This is a genomic window from Amycolatopsis sp. NPDC033938, assembly GCF_055575975.1.
The window spans coordinates 525,014-547,153 of sequence record NZ_JBVIRO010000001.1; the positions used below are offsets into that span (position 1 = coordinate 525,014).

23 protein-coding genes are annotated in these 22,140 nt (G+C 68.1%); 12 read left to right on the plus strand and 11 right to left on the minus strand.

Going from position 1 to position 22,140, the window contains the following annotated elements:
• Nucleotides 1-178 precede the first annotated feature (178 nt).
• A complete protein-coding gene (locus tag ACZ5ZX_RS02570; protein ID WP_465500309.1) occupies nucleotides 179-610 on the minus strand; it encodes a hypothetical protein in 432 nt (143 codons plus the stop codon).
• Nucleotides 611-623: 13 nt separating this feature from the next.
• Nucleotides 624-998: a hypothetical protein gene (locus ACZ5ZX_RS02575; RefSeq protein ID WP_465500310.1), complete on the minus strand. Its 375-nt coding sequence runs from the start codon at nucleotides 996-998 to the stop codon at nucleotides 624-626.
• Nucleotides 999-1,315: 317 nt separating this feature from the next.
• Between ACZ5ZX_RS02575 and ACZ5ZX_RS02580 the strand changes: the two genes are divergently transcribed.
• Together ACZ5ZX_RS02580 and ACZ5ZX_RS02585 are read left to right on the plus strand one after the other, a co-directional pair.
• Nucleotides 1,316-2,725, plus strand: coding sequence for a tetratricopeptide repeat protein (locus tag ACZ5ZX_RS02580; RefSeq protein WP_465500311.1), 1,410 nt, complete (start codon nucleotides 1,316-1,318; stop codon nucleotides 2,723-2,725).
• A 10-nt stretch (nucleotides 2,726-2,735) separates the two neighbouring features.
• A complete protein-coding gene (locus ACZ5ZX_RS02585; protein ID WP_465500312.1) occupies nucleotides 2,736-3,623 on the plus strand; it encodes a phosphotransferase family protein in 888 nt (295 codons plus the stop codon).
• A gap of 211 nt (nucleotides 3,624-3,834) precedes the next feature.
• On the opposite strand, the gene ACZ5ZX_RS02590 is transcribed toward ACZ5ZX_RS02585, so the two are convergent.
• From ACZ5ZX_RS02590 to ACZ5ZX_RS02615, 6 genes are all read right to left on the minus strand, one after another.
• Nucleotides 3,835-5,904 carry an ATP-binding protein gene (locus ACZ5ZX_RS02590; RefSeq protein WP_465500313.1) on the minus strand — a complete coding sequence of 690 codons (2,070 nt, stop codon included), beginning with the start codon at nucleotides 5,902-5,904 and terminating at the stop codon, nucleotides 3,835-3,837.
• Nucleotides 5,905-6,250: 346 nt separating this feature from the next.
• A complete protein-coding gene (locus ACZ5ZX_RS02595) occupies nucleotides 6,251-6,829 on the minus strand; it encodes a hypothetical protein (RefSeq protein ID WP_465500314.1) in 579 nt (192 codons plus the stop codon).
• 86 nt (nucleotides 6,830-6,915) lie between these two features.
• Entirely contained in the window at nucleotides 6,916-7,947 is a 1,032-nt protein-coding gene (locus ACZ5ZX_RS02600; protein WP_465500315.1) for a copper resistance D family protein, read from the minus strand.
• The gene (locus tag ACZ5ZX_RS02605; protein ID WP_465500316.1) at nucleotides 7,944-8,504 is read right to left on the minus strand and encodes a copper resistance CopC family protein; all 561 of its coding nucleotides are present in this window, start codon (nucleotides 8,502-8,504) and stop codon (nucleotides 7,944-7,946) included. Before ACZ5ZX_RS02605 ends, ACZ5ZX_RS02600 begins: the two co-directional genes overlap by 4 nt.
• The gene (locus tag ACZ5ZX_RS02610) at nucleotides 8,505-9,275 is read right to left on the minus strand and encodes a YcnI family copper-binding membrane protein (RefSeq protein WP_465500317.1); all 771 of its coding nucleotides are present in this window, start codon (nucleotides 9,273-9,275) and stop codon (nucleotides 8,505-8,507) included. It abuts the gene before it with no gap.
• Nucleotides 9,276-9,344: 69 nt separating this feature from the next.
• Entirely contained in the window at nucleotides 9,345-9,842 is a 498-nt protein-coding gene (locus ACZ5ZX_RS02615) for a hypothetical protein (RefSeq protein ID WP_465501016.1), read from the minus strand.
• Between the two features lie 293 nt (nucleotides 9,843-10,135).
• On the opposite strand from ACZ5ZX_RS02615, the gene ACZ5ZX_RS02620 reads away from it, so the two are divergent.
• From ACZ5ZX_RS02620 to ACZ5ZX_RS02635, 4 genes are read left to right on the plus strand one after another with little or no spacing between them, the layout of a single operon-like run.
• On the plus strand, nucleotides 10,136-10,783 hold the full coding sequence (locus tag ACZ5ZX_RS02620; protein WP_465501017.1) for an ABC transporter permease: 648 nt from the start codon (nucleotides 10,136-10,138) through the stop codon (nucleotides 10,781-10,783).
• Entirely contained in the window at nucleotides 10,770-11,954 is a 1,185-nt protein-coding gene (locus tag ACZ5ZX_RS02625) for an ABC transporter ATP-binding protein (protein WP_465500318.1), read from the plus strand. The genes ACZ5ZX_RS02620 and ACZ5ZX_RS02625 overlap by 14 nt, the downstream gene beginning before the upstream one ends.
• Nucleotides 11,951-12,727, plus strand: coding sequence for an ABC transporter permease (locus ACZ5ZX_RS02630; RefSeq protein ID WP_465500319.1), 777 nt, complete (start codon nucleotides 11,951-11,953; stop codon nucleotides 12,725-12,727). Before ACZ5ZX_RS02625 ends, ACZ5ZX_RS02630 begins: the two co-directional genes overlap by 4 nt.
• A gap of 1 nt (nucleotide 12,728) precedes the next feature.
• The gene (locus ACZ5ZX_RS02635; RefSeq protein ID WP_465500320.1) at nucleotides 12,729-13,688 is read left to right on the plus strand and encodes a glycine betaine ABC transporter substrate-binding protein; all 960 of its coding nucleotides are present in this window, start codon (nucleotides 12,729-12,731) and stop codon (nucleotides 13,686-13,688) included.
• An 89-nt stretch (nucleotides 13,689-13,777) separates the two neighbouring features.
• Here ACZ5ZX_RS02635 and ACZ5ZX_RS02640 read toward each other — a convergent pair whose 3' ends face one another.
• Nucleotides 13,778-14,242 (minus strand): DUF6474 family protein, encoded by a 465-nt coding sequence (locus ACZ5ZX_RS02640; protein ID WP_465500321.1) that lies wholly within the window; start codon nucleotides 14,240-14,242, stop codon nucleotides 13,778-13,780.
• 54 nt (nucleotides 14,243-14,296) lie between these two features.
• On the opposite strand from ACZ5ZX_RS02640, the gene ACZ5ZX_RS02645 reads away from it, so the two are divergent.
• From ACZ5ZX_RS02645 to ACZ5ZX_RS02655, 3 genes are all read left to right on the plus strand, one after another.
• Complete coding sequence (locus ACZ5ZX_RS02645; RefSeq protein WP_465501018.1) at nucleotides 14,297-15,979, plus strand: TM0106 family RecB-like putative nuclease; 1,683 nt, start codon at nucleotides 14,297-14,299, stop codon at nucleotides 15,977-15,979.
• Between the two features lie 81 nt (nucleotides 15,980-16,060).
• Nucleotides 16,061-16,669 carry a PadR family transcriptional regulator gene (locus tag ACZ5ZX_RS02650; protein ID WP_465500322.1) on the plus strand — a complete coding sequence of 203 codons (609 nt, stop codon included), beginning with the start codon at nucleotides 16,061-16,063 and terminating at the stop codon, nucleotides 16,667-16,669.
• A 118-nt stretch (nucleotides 16,670-16,787) separates the two neighbouring features.
• Entirely contained in the window at nucleotides 16,788-17,462 is a 675-nt protein-coding gene (locus ACZ5ZX_RS02655) for a class I SAM-dependent methyltransferase (RefSeq protein WP_465500323.1), read from the plus strand.
• 69 nt (nucleotides 17,463-17,531) lie between these two features.
• Here ACZ5ZX_RS02655 and ACZ5ZX_RS02660 read toward each other — a convergent pair whose 3' ends face one another.
• Entirely contained in the window at nucleotides 17,532-18,290 is a 759-nt protein-coding gene (locus ACZ5ZX_RS02660; protein WP_465500324.1) for an SDR family NAD(P)-dependent oxidoreductase, read from the minus strand.
• A 160-nt stretch (nucleotides 18,291-18,450) separates the two neighbouring features.
• On the opposite strand from ACZ5ZX_RS02660, the gene ACZ5ZX_RS02665 reads away from it, so the two are divergent.
• On the plus strand, nucleotides 18,451-19,761 hold the full coding sequence (locus ACZ5ZX_RS02665) for a UDP-glucose dehydrogenase family protein (RefSeq protein WP_465500325.1): 1,311 nt from the start codon (nucleotides 18,451-18,453) through the stop codon (nucleotides 19,759-19,761).
• Nucleotides 19,762-19,829: 68 nt separating this feature from the next.
• Here the strand turns inward: ACZ5ZX_RS02665 and ACZ5ZX_RS02670 are convergent, their stop codons facing one another.
• A complete protein-coding gene (locus ACZ5ZX_RS02670; protein WP_465500326.1) occupies nucleotides 19,830-20,408 on the minus strand; it encodes a TetR/AcrR family transcriptional regulator in 579 nt (192 codons plus the stop codon).
• A 113-nt stretch (nucleotides 20,409-20,521) separates the two neighbouring features.
• Between ACZ5ZX_RS02670 and ACZ5ZX_RS02675 the strand changes: the two genes are divergently transcribed.
• Together ACZ5ZX_RS02675 and ACZ5ZX_RS02680 are read left to right on the plus strand one after the other, a co-directional pair.
• Entirely contained in the window at nucleotides 20,522-21,715 is a 1,194-nt protein-coding gene (locus ACZ5ZX_RS02675) for an FAD-dependent monooxygenase (protein WP_465500327.1), read from the plus strand.
• 9 nt (nucleotides 21,716-21,724) lie between these two features.
• The gene (locus ACZ5ZX_RS02680; protein WP_465500328.1) at nucleotides 21,725-22,135 is read left to right on the plus strand and encodes a hypothetical protein; all 411 of its coding nucleotides are present in this window, start codon (nucleotides 21,725-21,727) and stop codon (nucleotides 22,133-22,135) included.
• The last annotated feature ends 5 nt before the right edge of the window (nucleotides 22,136-22,140 follow it).

The window sequence follows — 22,140 nt, forward strand, 5'->3', positions numbered from 1 at the left end:
ATTACGGCCTTCGCTAGGTGTTCTGTCGATAATTTTCGATTAATCGCGGTGGGGACCGGGGTGGTTACCGAGAGCGGCTCGTCACGTTCGGGGGTACGGGCGAACCGCTTCCGGCGGGAGGCGAGCTCGTGGCGTGGTTGCCGAGGGGGCGCTCGGACCGCCGTTCACTCGCCGACATCTAGGCGTGCACGCCGCCGATGGCCGGCCTGCGCGGGGTGACCAGCGCGTGCCTGCCGGTGGTTTCGGCGGGGGTCGGGTGCGCTCCGCGGGCCTGGCCGGGGACGAGGCGACGGCTTTGCCGCCGGTGGTCCTGGGAGGCCGCGGTCTGCTGAGGGGCGAGGCCGCCGGCGACCAGATGCTCGTGCGCCACCTGCCAGACCGAGCAGGGGGCCTTGCACTTGTGCCAGCGGGTCGAGCAGGTGGGGCAGTCCCCGCGCTCGTCGGGCTCGTGCGCCTGGAGCATGGCGCGCCAACCCTCGGTCAGCCGGGGGAGCTCCGAGCGGGCGACCGACACGAGCGACTGCGCGTCGGCCCGGTTCGCGAGATCGGAGAGCATGTCGAGGCGTTCCCAAACCGCGTTGCGGAGGACTTGCCCTAGGACCTGATCCACGGAGAACTCACCGTTACCTTTCCGCCATCTTGGCGGCTTCGTTGAGCGCGGCCCTGAGCTGTCCGAGCTGGCCGGACGTCAGGCGCGCGGTCTCTCCTGGCGGCGAGACGAGAACCACCTGGTTGTCTTCGACGAACACGGTGACGGCACGCTCGCGGCTGATGAGATCGCCGCACTGCACCCGCCAGACCAGTTGTCCGCCTTCATAACGGCGCACGCTCGCGGTACGGGGGTCGACCGGGGCGGACGGTGAGACCGGACGGTTGGCGCCGGGGGCGACGGCGACCGCCTGCTGACCGGCGGGGCCGGTCGCACGCAGGTGGCGCGTGGCCATACCGGGCCGTCCCGCGGTGATGGAGCCTGTTGCGATCGAGTCCACGAACTCCACTGGCTCTGCTCCGCTCTCTCGTTCCACGTCGTCTTCGTAACCGCGTATCCGCACCTGTAGGGGGTTCGGAGACTGGTAGCTCTCTGTGATCGCTGCCGGTGGCCGGTAGGTCACGGAGATCTGACAACTACAGTGATGTGAAACCGAGTTCGATAGAAGGTCGAACCGCCGTCATAGCGGTGACCGGACGAGGTTTCACGGTGAGCGGTCAAACGACTTCTGCCGGGCCGATCACGACGGGCATTCCGGTGTTTCGCGCGGTTGAATAGGTGTGCCTACGCTGTTTCTCGACCCCAACGGAACTGTGAGGGGGCGCAATGGACGCCAGTATCGGTGGCGGCGCTGTCGCCGGCTCGGACACGAATGTCAAGGGCCGCCAGAGTCACCCCGTGCCACCGGATGCCTGGGAGCAGCCGGAGATGCGAGCCGCACTGGCCACCCGGGAGATCTCTTCCGTGTACCGGCTGTTGCGCAAGCACGGTGTTTCGCAGCGTCAGATCGCCGCGATGACCGGCCAGTCGCAGTCCGAGGTGTCCGAGATCCTCAAAGGTCGCCAGGTGATGGCGTACGACGTGCTCACCCGCATCGCTGACGGCCTTGGTGTCCCACGGGGATACATGGGTCTCGCCTACGACGAGGCGACAGCGATAAAGGTCGTCGGCGCTGCCGACGGCCAGCAGGCGGAGGAGGACGAGTCCGTGAAGCGACGGAGGTTCCTCGCGCACGCCGCCCAGGTCACGATGGGGGCGGCGGTGTTCGGTCCGGAATCGGGTACGTGGTCCGCGGGACCGGCGAAGACGCCGGCCCCCGGGCGGATCGGTATGACCGACGTCCGCCAGGTGGAAGCCGCGACCAGGGCGCTCCGGTCCCTCGACTACCAGTATGGCGGCGGTTTCTGCCGTGACGCCGTGGTCGCCCAGCTGTCCTGGGGACAGCAGATGCTCGAGTCCAGCGGCACCGAAATGGTCAAGAACCGCCTCTACGTCGCGCTGGCCGACCTGCACAGTCTGGCCGGCTGGACGTCCTTCGACACCGGCCTCATGGACTCCGCCCGCGGACATTTCGCGAACGCGCTCGACCTGGCCAAACAGGGCGACAACCACCCGCTCGTGGCCAACGTGCTGTACCGGATGGGCCGCGTCTACCTGCACCAGGACGCGCCGAACGACGCGCTGAAACTGTTCCAGCTCGGCCAGATCGCCGCCCAGGAATCGGGCTCCGAACTGGCGGTCGCCGTGCTCTGCGCCAACGAGGCGTGGGCCTACGCGATGATGGGCAACGAGGAGCAGGCCGTGAAGCTGCTCGGCCGGAGCAAGGACGAATTCGCCCGCGCCAACCTGGCCGAGGCCGAGTCCTGGGTCAAGTTCTTCACCGAGACCGACGTCTACGCCATGATCGGCACCGTGCACACGGTGCTCGCCGCGAAGAACGCCGAGCACACCAAGTACGCGATCCCGGCGCTGACCAAGGCCGTCGAGTCCTACGACGACGACATGGCCCGCAGCAAAACCTTCATGCTCAGCGCGCTGGCCACGAATCACCTGCTCGAAGGCGATCTCGATCATGGCTCCAAGGTGGGCTCGAAGGCCGTCGACTGCGCCGAGGGCATCAAGTCGGAGCGGGTGAAGGACCGGATGCGGCCGCTGCAGGTCGAGGCTGAGCGCCGCCGGAACAACGCCGACGCCCGTGACCTCGCCGACCGCCTCAATTCCTTCTACGCCGCCTGAGCCGACCGGGTTGGACGGCCGGTTCACGCCCGGCAAACTGCACGATGCCCTGGGGCGGACGTGCGAACTGCTCGGCGTGGACCCCGCCGGTGCCCGGCTGCTGAGGTTCACCAACAACGCCGTCTACGAACTGGCGAGCGCGCCGTTCGTCGTCCGGATCGTCGGCTCCACCCTGCTGCGGCACCGCGTCGGCACGGTCGTGCGGGTCGCGCGCCATTTCGAACGGCACGGAGTGCCCGCCATCCGCCTGCTCCCCGGCTTCGAGCAGCCCATCCCGGTCGGCGAGCATCTGGTGACGGTGTGGTGGAAAGTGCCGCCCACCGGCCGGAAGGCCCGCTCCTCGGACCTCGCCGCGTTGCTGCGCCGGGTCCACGCGCTCAAGCCGCCGGAGGGGCTGCCCGAGTGGGCGCCGTTCGCCGCGGTCCGTGCCCGGGTTTCGGACGCGGAGGAGCTGGACGACGGCGACCGGCGGTTCCTGCTCGAACGCTGCGCCGAGGTCGAGGCCGCGCTCGCGACGCTCGACTTCCCGCTGCCGAGGGGCCTGATCCACGGCGACGCGCACACCGGGAATGTGATCACGGGACCGGACGGACCGGTGCTGTGCGATTTCGATTCCTCCTGCGTCGGGCCGCCGGAATGGGACTTGACCCCGCTCGCCGTCGGCCTCGAACGGTTCAGTGATCCACCCGCCCGCTATCGCGTGTTCGCGCGGCGATACGGATTCGACGTGACCACGTGGTCCGGATTCCCGGTGCTGCGGGCGATCCGCGAACTGAAGCTCACCACGAGTGTGCTCCCGATTCTCCGCAGTCATCCCAACGTACGGGATGAGCTGCGGAAACGGTTGGACGATCTCCGGAACGGGCGCACCGGTGCCCGCTGGAACCGGTATCGATGATTAGCGGAACGACCGACTTGCACGTGCATTCGCCGACGGCGAATGACCGTTCGTCGCTTGCCCGAAATGGTCCGTCAATGAGTGACTAATTCGCCCGCGCTAATCACTTCCATTGGCTCAGTGCTCCCCCAAATGTGCAAGTTGCAGCTACGCTCCGTTATTCGGGGCGCGGGGTTCACCTCGTCGTTGTGCACCGATCGGTGCCGTCGGGTCACAGTTGTTCCAAACGCGTACGCAGAGCGTCGGCCTCCGGACGCCCAAGACCGACGAAAATCGGCAGAGCCTGGTCGTAGTGGCGCCGGGCTTCCTCGGGTTCCCCCTGCGCCTCGGCGATCTCGCCGAACGCCGAAAGCGTCCTGGCCACCTCGAACCTCGACCCGCTGGCCTCCATGGTGGCGCGGGCGGGTTCGAGTTCGGCCCGTGCGGCCGCGAGCTCCCCGGTGGCCGTGAGGACGCGGCCGAGTTCGATCCTGGCGCGGGCCACGTTGTAGTCGTCCCCGTCGAGGATGTCGCGAGCGCGGGTGAGCTCGGCGATCGCGGTTTCGGCCTGTCCGGCCTTGGCGCGGGTCGCGCCGAGGTTGATCAGCGCCAGCCCGATGTCGTGCGGACGCTCCAGCCGTTCGCTGAGCGCGAGGTCCTCGGTGAACCACTCGACAGCGTCGTCGAGCCTGCCCTGCTGCAGCGCGACCAGGCCGAGCCCCTCCACCGACCGGATCTCGACGACGTGGTCGCCTGCCGCCCGCGCGGCGTCCCGTCCGGCCAGGTAGTGCCGGACGGCGTCGTCGTAGCGGCCCGTGCCGCGGCAAGCGGCGCCGCCGCGGTTGCGCATCAGCGCCTCCGCCGAGGTGTTGCCCCACTCCTTGGCGCAGTCGGCACCGAGCTCGCTCACCCGCAGGAAGTCCGGGTAGTGCTTGCGCAGCAGGAAAAGCGGCCACATCGCGGCGGCGAGCTGCCAGCCGAGTTCCCACAGCTGCCAAGCGTGGGCCGTCTCGACCGCGGCGATGAGGTTCTCGCGTTCCAGCTCGAGCCAGGCGAGTGCCTCTTCTGAGGAGTCGAACGTGGTCCGCGTCGACGGGCGGTACTCGTAGCGGTACGGGATCCCGTCCTGGTCGGGCGTGGTCAGGACGGCGGTCTCGGAAGCCGTGAACAGATACCACTCGAGCATGCGGCGCACGGCGATGTCGCGGTCGTACTCGTTGCCCGCCGTCTTCTCCTTGGCGTGCAACCGCGCGAGATCGTGGAAGGTGTACCGGTCGTCGCCGCGATCGATCAGCAGCCCGACGTCGACGAGCTGGTCGAGCAGATCGTCGGCGACCTCGGGGCGGACGTCGATCGACGCGGCCGCGACCCCGACACCGAAGTCGGGGCCGGGATGCAGGCCGAGCGCCGCGTACAGCGCGGCCGCGTCCGAGGGGAGTTCGTCGTAGGACAGGTTGAAGCTGGCTTCCACCGATTGCGCCTCTTTCGTCGAGAGCGTGGCCAGTCGACGATATTCCTTACCCAGCTCGGTGGCGATCTTCTCCAGCGACATCTTGGGCCGTCCGGCCAGCTTGGCGCTGATCGTGGTGAGGGCGATCGGCAGCCCGCCGCACAGGTCGGCGATGTCGCGCGCGTGGGCGGCTTCGGCGCCGACCCGCTCGGCGCCGAGCGCGCGGCCCAGCAGTTCGGCGCTGTGCGAGGAGCCGAAGGGAGCCAGCTCGATCAGCTTCGCGCGATGTTCGGCCTGGAGCCTGCCCAGCCGACGCCTCGAAGTCACGATCACGAGGCTTTCCCCGCAGGCAGGCAGCAGAGGCAGCACCTGGTCGGTCGACCCGGCGTTGTCGAGCAACAGGAGCAACGGCCGGTCGGCGGTCGTCGTGCGGTACAAAGCGGCGAGTTCCTCGACGTCCGAAGGCAGCCCTTCCGGCGGAAGGCCCAGCGCGCGAAGGAACCGGCCGAGCGCTTCGCTCGCGGAGAGCGGGCCGTTGGTGCTGAACCCGCCGAGATCCGCCCAGAGGTGCCCGTCCGGGAACCGGTCTCCGAGACGGCGGCCCCACGCGGTGGCCAACGCCGTCTTCCCGATCCCGCCCTGGCCGCTGATCAGGTGCACGGCCGGCCGGTCGACGTCGGTATCGGCCTGTGTCAGCAGCTTCTCGAGCAGCGTGAGTTCGGCCGTGCGGTTGGTGAAATGCGCCGGTACGGGCGGAAGCTGACGTGGACCGGCACTCACCTGCCTGGTGAGCGGGGCCGCCGAACGCTGGCGCGGTACCTGCGGCGTGCCGACTTCACTTTCACCCGGCATCGGGCTGCCCATCCACTATCCCCTCTTCGGGTTAACCCAGCGATCGCGTAGAGCATCGCGGCGAAGATCCGAAGAGGACAGCGAAACCGGCCAAATGCGGCCGGATGGAGCAAGGCGTGTCACAGCCGGCTGTCGGCACCACCGGCGTGGGTAAGGCCTCTTACGACGAAGTGCAATTGAGCGCATTCATGAGCTACGCTCGACATGTCGGATCGGCTTGCCGGTGCGACAACGAGAAGGTCCTACTACTCGTTGAGAGCGTGTCGTCGCGGACGTCGCGCGAGTCGCAAGGCCAGGTGACCTGGGGCATGACCGGGAGCCTGGCCTTACGCATGTCCAGTGCTGGTCAGGTCGGCATATCGATCCGGACCTCATGCACGCAGCCGCTCAGCGGCTGGAAGAAGGCGTCGTTGCCGTTTATCCGGGCCCGGACCGCCCCCGCCACGATGTCGGAGATCCAGAGCAGCGGCTCGTCCTTGCCGAAGCGGTGTTCGATTCGAAACGCCGTTCCCTTGGGCAGGTGCAGCCGCGCGTGCCGGACGCTGTCGACGTCGCGTTTGTTCAGGTCGGCTTGCCGGGCTTCGGCGACGAGAGTGTCGACGCCGACGTCGTGCAGTTCGACGACCAGTCGCTGCAGGCACAGCGCGCGACCACGCTCCTGTCTCTTCGGCCGCACTGGGGTGCCGACAGTGACCACGTGCAGTTCATCGAGATCGGCGACGCGCTTGGCGACGTCGAGCTTCTCCTGGTGATCCATCGGATACCAGTGCAGCTTGCTACTACGACGGCCGCCACGAACGTCCAGCATCACCTGGCGCAGCTCGGCGTGTCGGGCGATCGGCAATACCGCGGCCGCGAGTACGTAGAAGCCGCCGGCAGAGTCCTCTTGGAACGACTCGTCGGCGAAGGCCTGCGGCGGGGACATTCAGCAAGCGTAGGCGGCACCCATGACAGCACCATTCAGCGACGCGGGAGTACTCGTCTCCTGCTGTCTACTTCTCCTGAGAAAAGCTAGCTGGTCGGCACCACCGGCGCCCGCGTCAGAACCACGGCGAAGCCGAACGCCAGCCCCATCACGGTCAGCTCCAGCGTCGCCCAGGCGGCCAGCGCCGTCCGGTTGTGCCGGATGATCCGCGGCATCAGTTTCCACCGCGTGTAGGCGCCGAGTCCCGCGATCACGCCGGTGCACAACAGTTTGAGCAGCACCAACTGCCCGTACGGCGTGGTGAACAGGCCTTCCCAGAAGCCGAGTGACGGGTTGAGCGTGATCTCGATCAGTCCGTTGAACAGGCCGGTCGCCGCGCCGAGGATCAGGCACAGCGTCGCCAGTTTCGAAAACCGCGGCAGGGCGTGCGCCAGCAGCGTCCGGTTCCCGATGAGCAGCACCGTCATCGCGCCGAGTCCGCCGGTCCAGGCGACGGCGCTCATCACGTGCAGTTCCATCGAGATCATCGTGTAGTCGTGGTAGTTCCAGTTCGACGCGTGCCCGGTGACCGGCAGTGGAAGCAGCGCGAACAGCCCGAGTCCGACGCGGACCTCGGCTGGCACCTTCTCGCCGTGTTTCAGCGCCAGGATGCCGAGTCCCGCGTGCAGCAGCGCCAGTACCGCGACGATCAGCAGCGCCTTCCCGGCGCCGACGTCGGCGATGTAGCTCCCGACGTCCGACATCGACAGCGTGCTGGAGCCGGGCCGGTACTCGGCGGTCTGCAGGATCAGCGCGACGAGCGCGGTGGTCGCCCAGACCAGCGCGGCCGCGACGCTCGCGGGCCGCGCGACGCGCATGATCGGTTCGGAGAGCTTCGGCCGGTCGTAGCCGACCAGTACCGAAAGCAGCGCCAGCCCGATGGTGGCGACCGCCGAGATGTCCAGCAGCACCCGCACGATCGGGATGGAGACCGAGACCACCTCGCTGACCTGCGCGACCCCGGGGACCGGGGCGGTCGCCGTCAGCGCGACGCCGATCAGGACGCCGACCATCGCCGCGGTCACCACGCAGAACAGGACGGCGACGCGGGCGCGCGAGGTGGTCTCGGCCTGTGTCATGACCCGCTCTTCTCCTTGTCACCCGCGCCGGTGCGCAACGCGACGGTCAGCCCGACGGCGAGCAGCACGACGGCACCCGCGATCCACACCCAGATCGGCACCCCGGACGAGCCTTCGCCGCCGGTCGCCGGTGTGTTCGTGTCGCCGGCGTTGCCGCGCGCGGCATCGGCCGCCGCCGGGGTGCCGGTGCCCGCGGCGGTGAGGGTGAACGGCACCTCGCCGGTCACGGCGTGCCCGTCCGCGGAGAGGATCCGGTAGCCGATCTTGTACTCGCCGGCCGGGCCGAGCGGCCGCAGCGGCACGGACACGACACTGTCGCGGACCTCGACCTGTCCTTCGGCCCACTGGCCGCCGCCCGGTCCGATGACCGCGATCTGGTTGACGTTCGCGTTCTGGACGTATTGGTCGAACGTGAGCGTGACCTTCGCCGGTCCGGTGGCGAGCGAAGCGCCCTTCGCCGGGTCGGACGAGATCAGCACGTTGTGCGCCAGCGCCGGGGTGGCGGTGGCGAGCCACGCCACCCCGGTGATCGCCAGCGCGATGAGCGCCTTACGCATTTACTCGGTTCCCTCGGTGTTCTTGGTGGCGGCGGCCGCGGTGGCGCGGCGGGCGCGCAGGGTGGCCCCGGCGCCGACGCCGAGTCCGAGGGCACCGACGACCAGACCGGCGCCGCCCAGCCAGCGGGCGGTGTTGTCGGACGACGAAGAAGCGTGCGATTCCTCGGAGGTCTTCGCGTCGGAGCCGTGGCCGCCGCCGTGCCCGTCACCGCTCTTCTCGGCGAGCTTCACGCTCGGCGCGGGGTGCTCCGGCTCCTCACCCGAGGCCGGGGTCGGCTGGTCCCAGTTGACGACCTTGCCGTTCTCGTACGTCTGGGTGGCCGGGAACTCCAGCGCGTCGACGGTGGTCGGGAACTGGCCCGCGCTGATCTGGAACTCCTGGAATTCGGTCGAACCGGCGGCGATCTTGGTGCCGGGCTCCGCGGTCCAGGAGACCTTGGTGACGGCCTCGGTGATCTGCGTGCCGGACGCGGTGGTCACCGGGGTGGGCAGCTTCGACTTGACGACCTCGGCCTTCCAGCCGGGGATCGGCTTGGTGCGCACCGAGCTGAGCGCGTACTCGGGCTTGATGGTGACCTCGACCTTGATCGTGCCGGCGTCCTTCTCCTCGTTGGGGACGCGGAAGAAGATCGACCCGTAGCCGCCCTTTTCGGGCTGGGGGCCGTAGACGTTGGCGGTGACGTGGGCCGAAGCGATCCCGGCCGAGAGCAGACCGGTGATGCCGATGGTGGCGGCCAGGACACCGGCGCGCTTGAAGACGTGCTTGGACACGAAAACTCCTGAACGTGACTGTGGCGGCGGGTTCGGGGACCTCGCCGGAATACGGGGGATGAGTGAGGTTCAGGAGAAGAGCGGCGGGCCGCGTCTGCCGTGTACCCGGCGAAGGTCCACGCGGACGAGGTGACCGGGGCCCGCCGGACGGGCGAGTACCGGCGCCGCCGGACGGGCGGGCACCGGAAGCGCGTTGAGGATGAAGGGGACCAGCGCGCGCAGGCAGGCGAGGACGCCGAGCAGCAGTCCATCGGCCTTGGCCAGCAGCAGCGCGGTGACCAGCGTCGCCACGACGTGGGCCGCGGTCATCGCGAACCCGCCCGAACCGGGGGTGGGTTCGCTGTGCGGTTGGTGGCTGCTCAGCGAGCTGAGCACGAGATGCATCACGACCTGGCCGGCGCCGAGATCGACGATCGTGGCCAGCGGCCCGCGCGCCTTGGCGGCGAGTGCGGCGGCGTTCCAGCCGATCAGCACGGTGAGCAACACCGTCATCGCCGTATCGGGGAGGTCGCCGTCCCCGATCATGTGAGCGGTCACGGCCAGCGCCGCGGAACTGACGCCGAGCAACCCGCCACGTACAGCGCGTAACGCGCTTCGGTGATGGCTGCCTTTACTCACGGGTGAAGAGTATTCGACGTACAGCCGGGTGGTCGATCTCCTCCCGGCTGTTGAGCAGTGGGAAAGACACCGCCCGCCCGGCGCGTGCGGTTGCCCATCTAGGCCGAATGGGGAAGGTTGACGGGATAAAAGGCGGTAAACAGGGGTTTGACCGCACACTTTTTGGGTAGTCAGGCTCCCGATACAGCTACTCCGAATGGGTGAGCACTCTCACTCAGAGGCGGCGGGAGAACCAGCACGCGATGAATCTCTTCGAGTACATCTCGGATCGGTGGGACAGACTCGCCCTCCAAGGGCTTCTCCATGTCAGCGCGGTCGTGCAGTGCACCATCCTGGCCGCCGTGCTCGGCGTGCTGATCGGCGTCGCCGTCTATCGCAGCCCGATGGGGTCCGCGCTGGCCACGGCATTGGCGAGCACGATCCTCACCGTCCCCTCCTTCGCTCTCTTGGGTCTCCTCATCCCGGTCTTCGGCCTCGGCGCGAACACCACCGTCATCGCCCTCGTGCTCTACGCGCTGCTGCCGATCGTGCGGAACACGATCGTCGGGCTCAGCGGGGTCGATCCGGCGGTCAGCGACGCGGCGCGCGGTATCGGCATGAGCCGGTTCGGCGTGCTGACCAGGGTGGAGCTGCGGCTCGCGTGGCCGGCCATCCTCGCCGGGATGCGGGTCGCGACGCAGATGCTCATGGGCATCGCGGTCATCGCGGCCTACGCGAAGGGCCCGGGCCTCGGCTCGGAGGTCTTCTCCGGGCTCACGAACGCGGGGAGCACGAACTCCCTCAACCAGGCCTTGACCGGGACGCTCGGCGTGGTCGTCCTCGCGCTGGTCCTCGACGCCGTTTACGTCCTGATCAACCGTTTGACCGTCTCAAGGGGTGTCCGTGGCTGAACACGCTGAAACCGTATCCGGTGTCGAAATCCAGCTGGAGAACGTCAGCAAGCGTTACCCCGGCACCCGCGAACCGGCGGTCGACGACTTCTCGATGGTGGTGCCCGCCGGCAAGATCGTGGTCTTCGTCGGCCCGTCCGGCTGCGGCAAGACCACGACCATGCGGATGATCAACCGGCTGATCGAGCCGACGTCGGGCCGGATCACCATCGGCGGTGACGACGCGCTGAAGCTCGACGTCGACACCCTGCGCCGCCGTATCGGCTACGCGATCCAGCAGGCCGGGTTGTTCCCGCATTTCACCGTCGCGCAGAACATCGCGGTGGTGCCGGGGCTGCTCGGCTGGGACAAGAAGAAGGTCAACGACCGGGTCGAGGAGATGATGGACCTGGTCGGGCTCGACCCGATCGACTTCCGCGACCGCTTCCCGCGTCAACTGTCCGGCGGCCAGCAGCAGCGGGTCGGGGTGGCGCGGGCACTCGCGGCGGATCCGCCGGTGCTGCTGATGGACGAACCGTTCGGCGCGGTCGACCCGATCACCCGGGGCAACCTGCAGGACGAACTGCTGCGGCTGCAGACCGAGCTGAAGAAGACGATCGTCTTCGTCACCCACGACTTCGACGAAGCCGTGAAGCTCGGCGACAAGATCGCGGTGCTCGGCAACCAGTCGAAGATCCTCCAGTACGACACCCCGGACGCGATCCTCGCGAACCCGGCGGACGACACGGTCGCCGGTTTCGTCGGCGCCGGTGCCTCGCTGAAGCAGCTGACACTGCTGCGGGTCCGCGACGTCGAGCTGAAGCAGGACGCGCTGACGGCGACCGTCAGCGAATCGCCGTCGGACGTGCGCGAGAAGCTGACCAAGCAGCGCAAGCATTTCGTGCTGGTGCTCGATCAGCGCCGTCGTCCGATGCGGTGGGTCCACGTCCGGGAACTGACCGCGGGCAGCTCGCTGGCCACCGCCGGCAAACCGCTGCGTGACTGGGTCAGCCTCCAGTCGACGCTGCAGGACGCGCTCGAAGCGATGCTCGTCGAGGGCGGCAGCGTCCCGGTGACGGGCGCGCGCGGTGAGTACGCCGGGACGATCGAGCTCGACACCGTCATCTCGACGATCCAGCAGCTGCGCGAGGAGCACGCGGACGACAATCCGGCGGAAGGTGTGACCGCATGACGGCCGTCGATACCGGGTTCTCCACCGAATCCTCGTCAAGAAGCGCCGAGCGGGTCCGGCTGTTCGCCCAGCCGGCGGCGGTGCTGCTGATCGTCGCCGGGGTGCTGATCTGGGTGTTCGCCGGCGACCTGACCGCGACGGAGAAGGAGACGCTCAACGCCGCCGGGTTGCTCGCCGCGCTGCGCGACCACCTGGCGATGACCATCGTGGTGACCGCGATCGTGGTCGCCGTCGCGGTGCCGCTCGGCGTGCTGGTCACCCGGCCATGGGCGAAGTGGGCGGCGCCGGTGTTCCTGGCGGTCGCGAACATCGGCCAGGCCGCGCCCGCGCTCGGGGTGCTGGTGCTGTGGTTCATCGTCACCGGCGCGACCGGCGGGCTGTGGGTCGCGGCGCTGCCGCTGGCGTTCTACTCGCTGCTTCCGGTGCTGCGGAACACGATGGTCGGCCTGCAGCAGATCGACCCCGCCCTGATCGACGCCGGCCGCGGCATCGGCATGTCGGCGTCCGGCGTGCTGTGGCGGGTCGAATTCCCGCTGGCCATCCCGCTGATCCTGGCGGGCCTGCGGACGTCGCTGGTGCTGGCGGTCGGCACGGCGACGTTCGGCATGTTCGTCAACGCCGGCGGTTTCGGTCTGCTCATCGACACCGGCTACAAGCTCAACCTGACGAAAGTGCTGATCACCGGTTCGGTGCTCGCCGTCGCGCTGGCACTGCTGGTGGACTGGCTCGGCGCGGTCGCGGAACAGTTCTTCGGACCGAAGGGACTGCGCTGACATGCGAGTGAAGGCCATTCTCGGCACGATCCTGTTGTGCGGCACGCTTTCCGCGTGCGGACTCGAGGTCAACACCGCGCTGCCGTACAAGATCGAACCCGGTTCCATCCAGCCCATCGAGTCGCTCAAGGGCGTCGAGGTGACGGTGGGGTCCAAGGACTTCACCGAGAACATCATCCTCGGCTACATGGCCGAAATGGCGCTTTCCGCGGCGGGCGCGGACGTCGTCGACCTGACCGACATCAAGGGCTCGAACTCGTCGCGGCAGGCGCTGCTCGCCGGGCAGACCGACGTCACCTGGGAGTACACCGGCACCGGCTGGATCAACTACCAGGGCAACGAACTCCCCGTCCCCGGCGGGGAACAGGCCCAGTACGAAGCCACGAAGGCGGCCGACGAGGCGAAGTACGGCGTCACCTGGCTGAACTACTCGCCGCTCAACGACCAGTACGCCTTCGCGGTCACCGAGGCCTACGGCGCGGCGAACAACCTGAAGACGACGTCGGACCTGGCGGAGTTCCTGAAGCGGAAGCCCGACCAGAACGTGTTCTGCCTGGAGACCGAATTCACCAGCCGCCAGGACGGTTTCCCCGCCGCCGTGCGGGCGTACGGCTTCCAGAATCCGGTGATCAAGAACTTCGGCATCGGCACGATCTACTCGGCCGTGGCGAGCGGGACCTGCCCGATCGGCGAGATCTTCACGACCGACGGCCGTATCGCCGGACTCAACCTGCGCGTCCTCGAAGACGACAAGAAGGCGTTCCCGCAGTACAACGCCGTGCCGACGCTGCGGACGGACTTCCTCAAGCAGCACCCGGAACTGCGCGGCCCGCTCGACGCCGTCAGCGCGGCCCTCGACAACGAGCAGATGATCGAACTGTGCAAACAGGTCGACGTCGACGGCCGTGACCAGGGCGAAGTCGCCTACGAGTGGATGAAGAAGAAGGGGTTCATCCGCTAGGTGGGGGCTGAAGGGGACTTTCCCCGCATCCCACGCGGTGAAGGGAGCTTTCCTCGCATCTCATGCGGGGAAAGCTCCCTTCAGCTCGCTCAGATCCCCAAGCGGTGCAGCAGCTTCCCCTCCAGCTGGTCCAGCTCCCCGGCCACGGCCCGATGCGCCGCCTTGCGCCGCGCGGCGGGCATCCGCTCCGCGGCACGGACGGTCGCCGAAAGCTGCTCCAGCGTCCCCTGAGTGTCCTTCGCGAAGCTCGCGTCGGCGTCGGTCGCCTTCGCGGACTTCGTCAGCTCCGCGAGCCCTTGCGTCAGTCCCGCGATCCGCGCGTGCAACGCGGCACCGCGTCCGCTGTACTCGCTGAGCTGGTCGACGGCGACGCCGAGCTTCTTCGCCTGATAACGGTCGTATAGCTCTCGCGCGGCACCCGCCGCTCGAACGGCGTACGGCGCGATCACCGGCAGTACGGCCGGTCCGAGCACTTTGGCCACCGCGACGGCGTTTTTCGCCTTCTTCGGGGTGAACCTGCCTTCGCCCTCGATGGCTTTGGCCTTGCGCGCCATGGCACCTCCCACGCTGTGTCACAGACGAACTTACTGGTCCCCGAAGTGGCGGGCATGTCGGCTTGCCGGTCGCCTTCTAGAGTGTTGTCTGTGAGTAACGAGGTGCTACTGGACGCGGGAGCGGTGAGCCGCTGCCGGCGTCGCGTGCACCTTGAACACGATCCGGCGATGCGCGAGGTTCCGCTCGCCCCGCCAGACCCCGCCGCGCAGCAGCGGATCGCCGACGCGTCAGCCCATCGCGAGGCCATTGTCCAGCGATTGATGGACGCGACCGGCCCGGACGCGGGCTGGGTCAAGATCGCCCGCGACCTCCCGGCCGCCGAACGCGTGCAGCTCACCGAAGAGGCTCTCGCCGCCGAAGCGCCCTACATCTGGGGTGCGCTGCTGCCGGTGGATCGCGCCGGTCACCGGCGTGGCGGCTCCGAACTCCTGGTCCACACCGGCACGGGGTACGTGCCGGTGCTGGTCGTACGGCACCGCATCACCGATCGCGGCGCGGGCGCGCCGACCACGGTGATGACCGACCTCGATCCGGCGAACCGGCTGCCCGACCCGGCGCGAAAGGTCCGCTCGCAACCGCGGGACCAGATGCGGCTCGCGCATCTCTACCGGATGCTCGAAGCGCTCGGGAAGCACGAAGGGCATCGCGCGTTCGGTGGCGTCATCGGTCTCGACGCGGACGTCGTCGTCTGGCACGACCTGTCCGCGGGCACCTGGCCGGGCGGGAAAAGCGCGCTGACGGAGTACCAAAGCCGCTTCGCCGACAGGCTCGCCATCGCGACCGCGGCGGCCGAAGGCGAAGAGCCGCTCGCCGAACCGTCGCGTGTCCTCGAATGCCGTCGCTGTCCCTGGTGGCCCACGTGCGAGGTCCTGCTCACCGAAACCCGCGACGTCAGCCTGGTCGTCCGCGGCGAGGACGCGATGGAACTCCGCCGCGCCGGGGTGTCCACAGTGGACAAGCTGGCGGCGCTCGATCCGGCCGACGAACCCCCGTCGATGAACTGGACCGGCGGCACCTTCGCCGACGCGATCATCCTCGCGCGCGCCTGGCTCGCCGATCTCACGATGGTGCGCAAGGTCGACCGCGTCGAGGTCTCCCGCGGCGACGTCGAGGTGGACGTCGACATGGAGAGCTTCGGTGATTCCGGCGCGTATCTGTGGGGTTCGCTGCTGACCGGCGCCGACATCGGGATGGAGCAGGGCTACCGGGCCTTCGCGACCTGGGAGCCGCTGCCGACCGCGGACGAGGCCCGGTCGTTCGCCGAATTCTGGGCCTGGTTCAAGGAAGTCCGGGAGCGCACCCTCGCGGCCGGGCTGACCTTCCGCGCCTACTGCTACAACGCGCTCGCCGAGAATCGCTGGCTCTTCGGCTCCGCGGAACGGTTCGGCGATCACCCCGGCGTTCCCACGAAGGCCGAGATCGCGTCCTTTGTGGACTCCGAAGAGTGGATCGATCTCTTCCGTAGCGTCACCGACCAGTTCTTGTGCTCGCACGGCAAGGGACTCAAGGTGATCGCCCCGGTCGCCGGTTTCGCCTGGCGCGATCCGGAAGCGGGCGGCGAGGCGTCGATGAGCTGGTATCGCGACGCGGTCGGCATGGACGGCGGCGTCCCGGACGATGCCCAGCGTGAGCGCCTGCTGCGCTACAACGAGGACGACGTCCTGGCCACGCACGCGCTGCGGAACTGGATGACCGACCACGCGCAGACGTCCGTGCCGTACATGAACGACCTCTGATCTCTCAGTTGCCGAGAGACTTGCGATCAAGCTCGCTCATCCGGATACTCGTAGACGAGTACTCGCAAGCGAGGAGGCGGCTTGAAGCGGCGGAAGGTCGGGAATCTGCTCGCGCTGGCGATCCTGTCGACGCTGAACGAGCGTCCGATGCATCCGTACGAAATGGCCTCGATCCTGAAGAGCCGCGGTAAGGACCGCGACATGGGGATCAAATGGGGCTCGTTCTACACCGTCGTCGGCAACCTGCGGAAACACGGCTTCATCGAGGCCGTCGAGAGCGGTCGCGACGGTGCCCTGCCTGAGCGCACGGTGTACCGGATCACCGACGCCGGCCATGACGAAATGCTCGACTGGCTGCGTGAGCTGCTCGGCGAACTCGCGCCGGAGGAACCGAAGTTCGTCGCCGGACTGTCGGTGCTGGGCTGGCTCGGTCCGGACGAGGTGATCGCCCTGTTCCGCACCCGGCTGGCGGCGCTGGAGGAGGACATCGCCTCGACCCGGGCCGAACTGGCGCGGCTCCTCGAGGAGATTCCGCGGCTGGTGCTGCTCGAGGTCGAGTACCACCTGGCGATCCGAACGGCGGAAGCGGAGTGGGTCCGCTCGATTCTCGGAGAACTGACCTCCGGCTCGATGCCCGGCCTCGCCGAGTGGCGGGCCCTGTTGGCCGAAAGGGGGAATACCCGCAGTTGAAAGGGCCCCGGCGAGGTGTTGCAGCACCTCACCGGGGCGACGATCCCGCAACCGGAACCCGGCCACGAGAAGGCACCTTGAGGATAGCCGGGCTCCGGGCGAACAACCTGGAGAGACCATGTCGAACATCAAGGACAGAAAGCGGTTCAAGCTCATCCCGGAGATGGGCGGCGCGCTGGCCCGGAACTACGCCCGGCAGCGCGGCACCGAACCGCAGCTCGAACTCTGGCGGAAGCAGGCCCGCGAACTCACCGCGGAACTGCCGGAAGGCGCGAAGATCCTCGAAGTCGCCTTCGGCCCCGGCTACTTCGCCGTCGAACTGGCGCGGTTGGGGTTCACCGTCACCGGACTGGACGTCGCGCCGACGTTCGTCGAGATCGCGAGCGAGTACGCGCGGACCCAAGGCGTCGAGGTCGAGTTTCGCGAGGGGGACGTTTCACGGATGCCGTTCGACGACGAGTCGTTCGATTTCGTCGTCTGCCAGGCCGCGTTCAAGAACTTCGTGTGGCCGGTGAAGGCACTCGACGAGATGCACCGCGTGCTGCGTCCCGGTGGTACGGCCGTGGTGCAGGACATGGACCGGAACGCGACCGACGGTGACATCGCGCGCGAGGTCGAGGGCATGAAGCTCGGCAAACTGGCCGCTTTGACGACCCGGCAGACGCTCGGGCAGCTGCGGCGGCGTGCCTACACGCCGGTCGACTTCGGCGGACTCGTCGCCGAAACCGCCTTCCGGACGTGCGACGTCACCACCGCCGGTATCGGCCTGGAAGTCCGTCTCACCCGCCCCTGACGTGCCATGAAAGGTCCTTTCCTTGCAAATTTTGCAAGGAAAGGACCTTTCATTGCGCGCGGAGGAGGCTCAGCGAGGGGCCATGCGCAGCGAGCCGTCCATCCGGACGACCTCGCCGTTCAGGTAGTCGTGGTCGATCAGCGACAGCGCGAGCTGCGCGTACTCGTCCGGCCGCGCGAGCCGCTTCGGGAACGGAACCCCCTCGGCGAGCGAGGCGCGGAACTCCTCACTCACCGTCGCCAGCATGGGGGTGTCGACGATGCCCGGCGCGATGGTCAGCACGCGGATCCCGTGCGACGCGAGGTCGCGCGCGGCGGGCAGGGTCATCCCGACGATGCCGCCCTTGGACGACGAGTACGCCACCTGCCCGATCTGGCCGTCGAAGGCCGCGATCGACGCGGTGTTGATGATGACGCCACGCGCGTTGTCGGCGAGCGGTTCCGTCTTCGCGATGGCCTCGGCGGCCAGCGTCAGCACGTTGAAGGAGCCGATCAGGTTGATCTGGACGACCTTCGCGTACAGGGCGAGGTCGTGCGGGCCCTTCTTCGAAAGGATGCGGGCGGACGGCCCGATCCCGGCGCAGTTCACCACGGTCCGCAGCGGCACCCCGGACTCGGCGGCGGTCGCGACGGCGGCGCGCACCTGCTCCGGATCGGTCACGTCGGCCTCGACGTAGGTGATGCCCTCGACCTGCTCGGCGTTGGCGATGGCACCGGCGAGGTCCAGCGCGAAGACCCGCGCGCCCTTCGCCGCGAGCGCCTTCGCGGTCGCACCGCCGAGCCCGGACGCGCCACCCGTGACGAGCGCCGCGGTGTCGGTGATCTGCATGTTCTCCCTTTCGTCGACAACCGGGTCTAGGTTAACGCTCGTTCGCATCGGTGCGGTGGGTGTGCTGGCTCACGTCGGTGCGAAGCATGTCGTGAGGAGTATTCGGGCCTGAAGCGTTCCGTTCGCTTCCAGGTCAACTCCGGCTGTCACCTTCAGCAGCATGAGCACTGCTCGGATCGTGGTGGTGGGGACCGGTTACGTCGGATTGACCACGGGGGCCTGCCTGGCCGGCCTGGGGCATCGAGTCACTTGCGTCGATGTCGACCAGGCGAAGGTCGCAAGGCTCTCCGCCGGACGGGTGGACATCCTGGAGCCGGGATTGTCCGAGCTGGTGTCGAGGGGGCTGACCAGCGGAAGACTCACCTTCGTGGTCGGCGCGCGCGACGCGGTTCGCGACGCGGAGGCCGTTTTCCTTTGTGTGCCGACGCCGATGGGGGCGGGCGGGTCGGCGGATCTGCGTGCGGTCGAAGCGGTGACCAACGAGATCGGCGACGTCATCCCTTCGGGTTGTGCGCTGATCACCAAATCCACCGTTCCGGTGGGCACGTCGAAGCGCATCCAAGCGATGCTCGGCCGCACGGACGTGCCGGTCGTGTCGAATCCGGAGTTCCTGCGTGAGGGCACCGCGGTCGAGGACTTCCTCGGCCCGGACCGGATCGTCGTCGGCTCCGACGACGTCGCGGCCGCCCGCTGGGTCGGCGATCTCTACGCCGATCTGGCCGCCCCGGTCGTCGTCGCCGACGCGGCCAGCGCGGAACTGGTGAAGTACGCGGCGAACTGCTTCCTCGCGATGAAACTGTCCTATGTGAACTCGATCGCCGAGCTGTGCGAACGCCTCGGCGCGGACATCGACCTGGTCACCGAAGGAATGGGTTACGACCGGCGGATCGGCCGCTCGTTCCTGAAGCCTGGCCCGGGTTGGGGCGGCTCCTGTCTGCCGAAGGACACCAGTGCGCTGGTCAAGGTCGCCGAATCCGTGCAGTACGACTTCACGCTGCTGACCTCGGCGATCGAGGAGAACATCGCGCAGCGGGACCGCATCGTCGCGAAGATCGCCGGTGCCGTCGGCGGCACGTTGGCCGGTTCCCGGATCGGCATCCTCGGTCTGGCGTTCAAGGCCGGGACGAACGACCTGCGCGACTCACCCGCCCTCGCGGTCGCATCCGTGCTGGGCGCGCTCGGCGCGGAACTGACCGCTTACGACCCGGCCGTCGGCGGCCAGCTCGCCGGGATGACCGTGGTCGACGACCCGTACCAGGTCGCGAAGGCGGCCGACGCCGTCGTCGTGCTGACGGAATGGGACGAGTTCAAACGGCTCGACTGGAACTACATGGCCGAGCAGATGGACGGCGACTCGGTCGTCGACACGCGCAATCTCCTGGACCCGCGACGGATCCTGGACGCCGGTCTGTCGTGGCAGGGCGTCGGACGGCCCCGGGCGGCGCTGCGGCGGAAGGTCGCCGTCTCCTGACCCAGTCAACCCTCCCGCGCGTGCAATGAAAGGACCTTTCCTTGCGAAATTTGCAAGGAAAGGTCCTTTCATTGCACGAGAGAGACGAGCTTCATCAGCCCGTCCACGACCTCCTCGGCCGCCGGAGCGTTCTCCGGGTCGAGCATGTGCTGCAGCATCACGCCCGAGTTCAGTGCCGAGGCCACCGCGCCGATGCGGCGCTCGTCCGCCTCGGTGAGGTTGTCCTCGTCGATTCCCAGCACCCCGGCCGCCATCCCGCGACGACCCTCGCGCTGCGCCGCGGCGAGTTGTTTCCGCAGCTCAGGGTGATGCTCGGACTGGACGAATGCCTCGATCGAGGCAATCCACAGCTGCCGGTTGCGCCCGTAGGAGTCGATCATCGCCCGCCACGAGGCCCGGTACTGCTCGGACGGCGACGACCCCGGGTCGATGGCGCTCCTCATCTCCCGCAGGACTTCCTTGCCCCACTCGTCCATCGCCTGGGAGAACGCCGTCAGCAGCAGGGTTTCCCGGGAGCCGAAGTGGTAACCGATCGCCGCGTGGCTGACCCCGGCCGCCGCCGCGATATCCCGCACTGTCGTGCGTGACCAGCCCTTTTCCTTCAAGCACTGGATGGCACCCGCCATCAGGTCCTCGCGATTGCCCATGGCCAAGATCCTAGACCATGCGGTTTATCCATTTGGTTTAACCAAGCGGCTTGACCAAGCGTGCAAATCTGCCGTACGGTCGTTCCCATCACCGAGAACATCGAGGAGCAGCCATGACGACCACCGTTCTGATCTCCGGCGCCGGCATCGCGGGACCGGCCCTCGCCTTCTGGCTGCGGAAGCGCGGTTTCGCGCCGACCGTCGTCGAGCGCGCCCCGGCCCTGCGCGAAGGCGGCAGCGCGGTCGACTTCCGCGGCGAGCAGATGACCCTGCTGAAGCGCATGGGGATCCTGGAAGCCATCCGCGCGAAGGAAACCGCGATGGGTTCGCAGGTCATCGTCGACCCCAGTGGCAAGAAGGTCGCGGAGATGCCGTCGATGTTCTTCAGCGGCGAAGTCGAGATCGAGCGCGGAGACCTGACCCGAATCCTCTACGAGCACACGAAGGACGAAACCGAGTACATCTTCGGCGACTGGATCACCGGGTTGGATGAGCACGGCGACGGCGTCGACGTCACCTTCGCCGCCAACGAGCCGCGCAGATTCGACCTCGTCGTCGGCGCGGACGGGCTGCACTCGGGGGTCAGGCGGCTGGTCTTCGGCGAAGAAGAGCGGTTCCGCACCGATCTCGGCTTCCACACCGCGGGCTTCGCCGCGCCCAACCACCTCGACCTCGACCATCTCGGCCAGATCTGCAGCGTCCCCGGCCGGACGGTGATGGTCGCCAGCGGCCGCGACCGCTCGGCGCTCAACGTCACTTTCGTCTTCGCGTCGGGACCGTTGGAGGTCCACCGCCGCGATGTCGAAGCGCAGAAGAAGGTCCTCGCCGAGCGCTACGCCGACTTCGGCTGGGAAGTTCCGGCACTGCTGGAAGGCCTTGGCGACGTCGACGCGCTGTACTTCGATTCGCTCAGCCAGATCCACCTCGACAAGTGGTCACAGGGCCGGGTCGTGCTGCTCGGCGACGCCGCCTGGTGCGCGGGTCCTGGCGGTTCGGGAACCGGGCTCGCGATGATGGGCGCGTACGTCCTGGCGGGTGAACTCGCCGCCGCGCGTGGAGACCACGAAGTCGCCTTCGCGCGCTACGAGGAGAAGCTCCGAGGTCCGGTGAAGGTCTCTCAGAAGCAGGCGGCCGGGATCGGTACGTTCCTCGCGCCGAAGACGCGGTTCATGGTCGGCTACCGGAACTTCCTGTACCGGGTGCTGGGCTCGCGGCCGATGACCAAGGTGTTCACGTGGCTGACTTCGCGCGCGGCCAACGCGGCGACGCTGGAAAACTACGACGTCCCGGTCGTCGCGCGGGGATAGTTTCGGTGAGTGAGGGACGAGAAGGAGTTTCGCCGGGCCTGCTACGAGGCGGCCCGGCGAACAGAGGGCAGGGTGAAGGAGTTCCGGCACTCCGACTACTCGCCGAATTTCGACCAGGGTCACATCGCCTATCGCCACCGCACCGTCGCCGTGTTGTGGACGCGCGACTGGGGCAAGCACGCGACGTGGCATGGCATCGGCATCGCCGCGACGCCGGTGGGATTCGGTTCGCTCCGTTTCGTCGACGAGCCGGGATTGCTGGCCGTCCTGAAAGAGCTTCTCCCCGAGTGCCGGATCTTCAGCTGTGCCGAGCTGCATGGGCCGTTCGAGCAGGCCGCGTGGCCTTGGGTCGATGAAGACGACGTCAGGTATTGGCGTCCGGACAATCTCGGTGAAGCACTCTTCAACTTCTGGGACTGAAAAAG

Coding starts and splice junctions, on each gene's coding strand:
- ACZ5ZX_RS02580 (WP_465500311.1), top strand. CDS start 1,316: ATGGACGCCAGTATCGGTGGCGGCGCTGTCGCCGGCTCGGACACGAAT.
- ACZ5ZX_RS02655 (WP_465500323.1), top strand. CDS start 16,788: ATGTCGAACATCAAGGACAGAAAGCGGTTCAAGCTCATCCCGGAGATG.
- ACZ5ZX_RS02595 (WP_465500314.1), bottom strand. CDS start 6,829: ATGTCCCCGCCGCAGGCCTTCGCCGACGAGTCGTTCCAAGAGGACTCT.
- ACZ5ZX_RS02640 (WP_465500321.1), bottom strand. CDS start 14,242: ATGGCGCGCAAGGCCAAAGCCATCGAGGGCGAAGGCAGGTTCACCCCG.
- ACZ5ZX_RS02660 (WP_465500324.1), bottom strand. CDS start 18,290: ATGCAGATCACCGACACCGCGGCGCTCGTCACGGGTGGCGCGTCCGGG.
- ACZ5ZX_RS02670 (WP_465500326.1), bottom strand. CDS start 20,408: ATGGGCAATCGCGAGGACCTGATGGCGGGTGCCATCCAGTGCTTGAAG.
- ACZ5ZX_RS02590 (WP_465500313.1), bottom strand. CDS start 5,904: ATGCCGGGTGAAAGTGAAGTCGGCACGCCGCAGGTACCGCGCCAGCGT.
- ACZ5ZX_RS02675 (WP_465500327.1), top strand. CDS start 20,522: ATGACGACCACCGTTCTGATCTCCGGCGCCGGCATCGCGGGACCGGCC.
- ACZ5ZX_RS02620 (WP_465501017.1), top strand. CDS start 10,136: ATGAATCTCTTCGAGTACATCTCGGATCGGTGGGACAGACTCGCCCTC.
- ACZ5ZX_RS02645 (WP_465501018.1), top strand. CDS start 14,297: ATGTCGGCTTGCCGGTCGCCTTCTAGAGTGTTGTCTGTGAGTAACGAG.
- ACZ5ZX_RS02605 (WP_465500316.1), bottom strand. CDS start 8,504: ATGCGTAAGGCGCTCATCGCGCTGGCGATCACCGGGGTGGCGTGGCTC.
- ACZ5ZX_RS02600 (WP_465500315.1), bottom strand. CDS start 7,947: ATGACACAGGCCGAGACCACCTCGCGCGCCCGCGTCGCCGTCCTGTTC.
- ACZ5ZX_RS02630 (WP_465500319.1), top strand. CDS start 11,951: ATGACGGCCGTCGATACCGGGTTCTCCACCGAATCCTCGTCAAGAAGC.
- ACZ5ZX_RS02665 (WP_465500325.1), top strand. CDS start 18,451: ATGAGCACTGCTCGGATCGTGGTGGTGGGGACCGGTTACGTCGGATTG.
- ACZ5ZX_RS02635 (WP_465500320.1), top strand. CDS start 12,729: ATGCGAGTGAAGGCCATTCTCGGCACGATCCTGTTGTGCGGCACGCTT.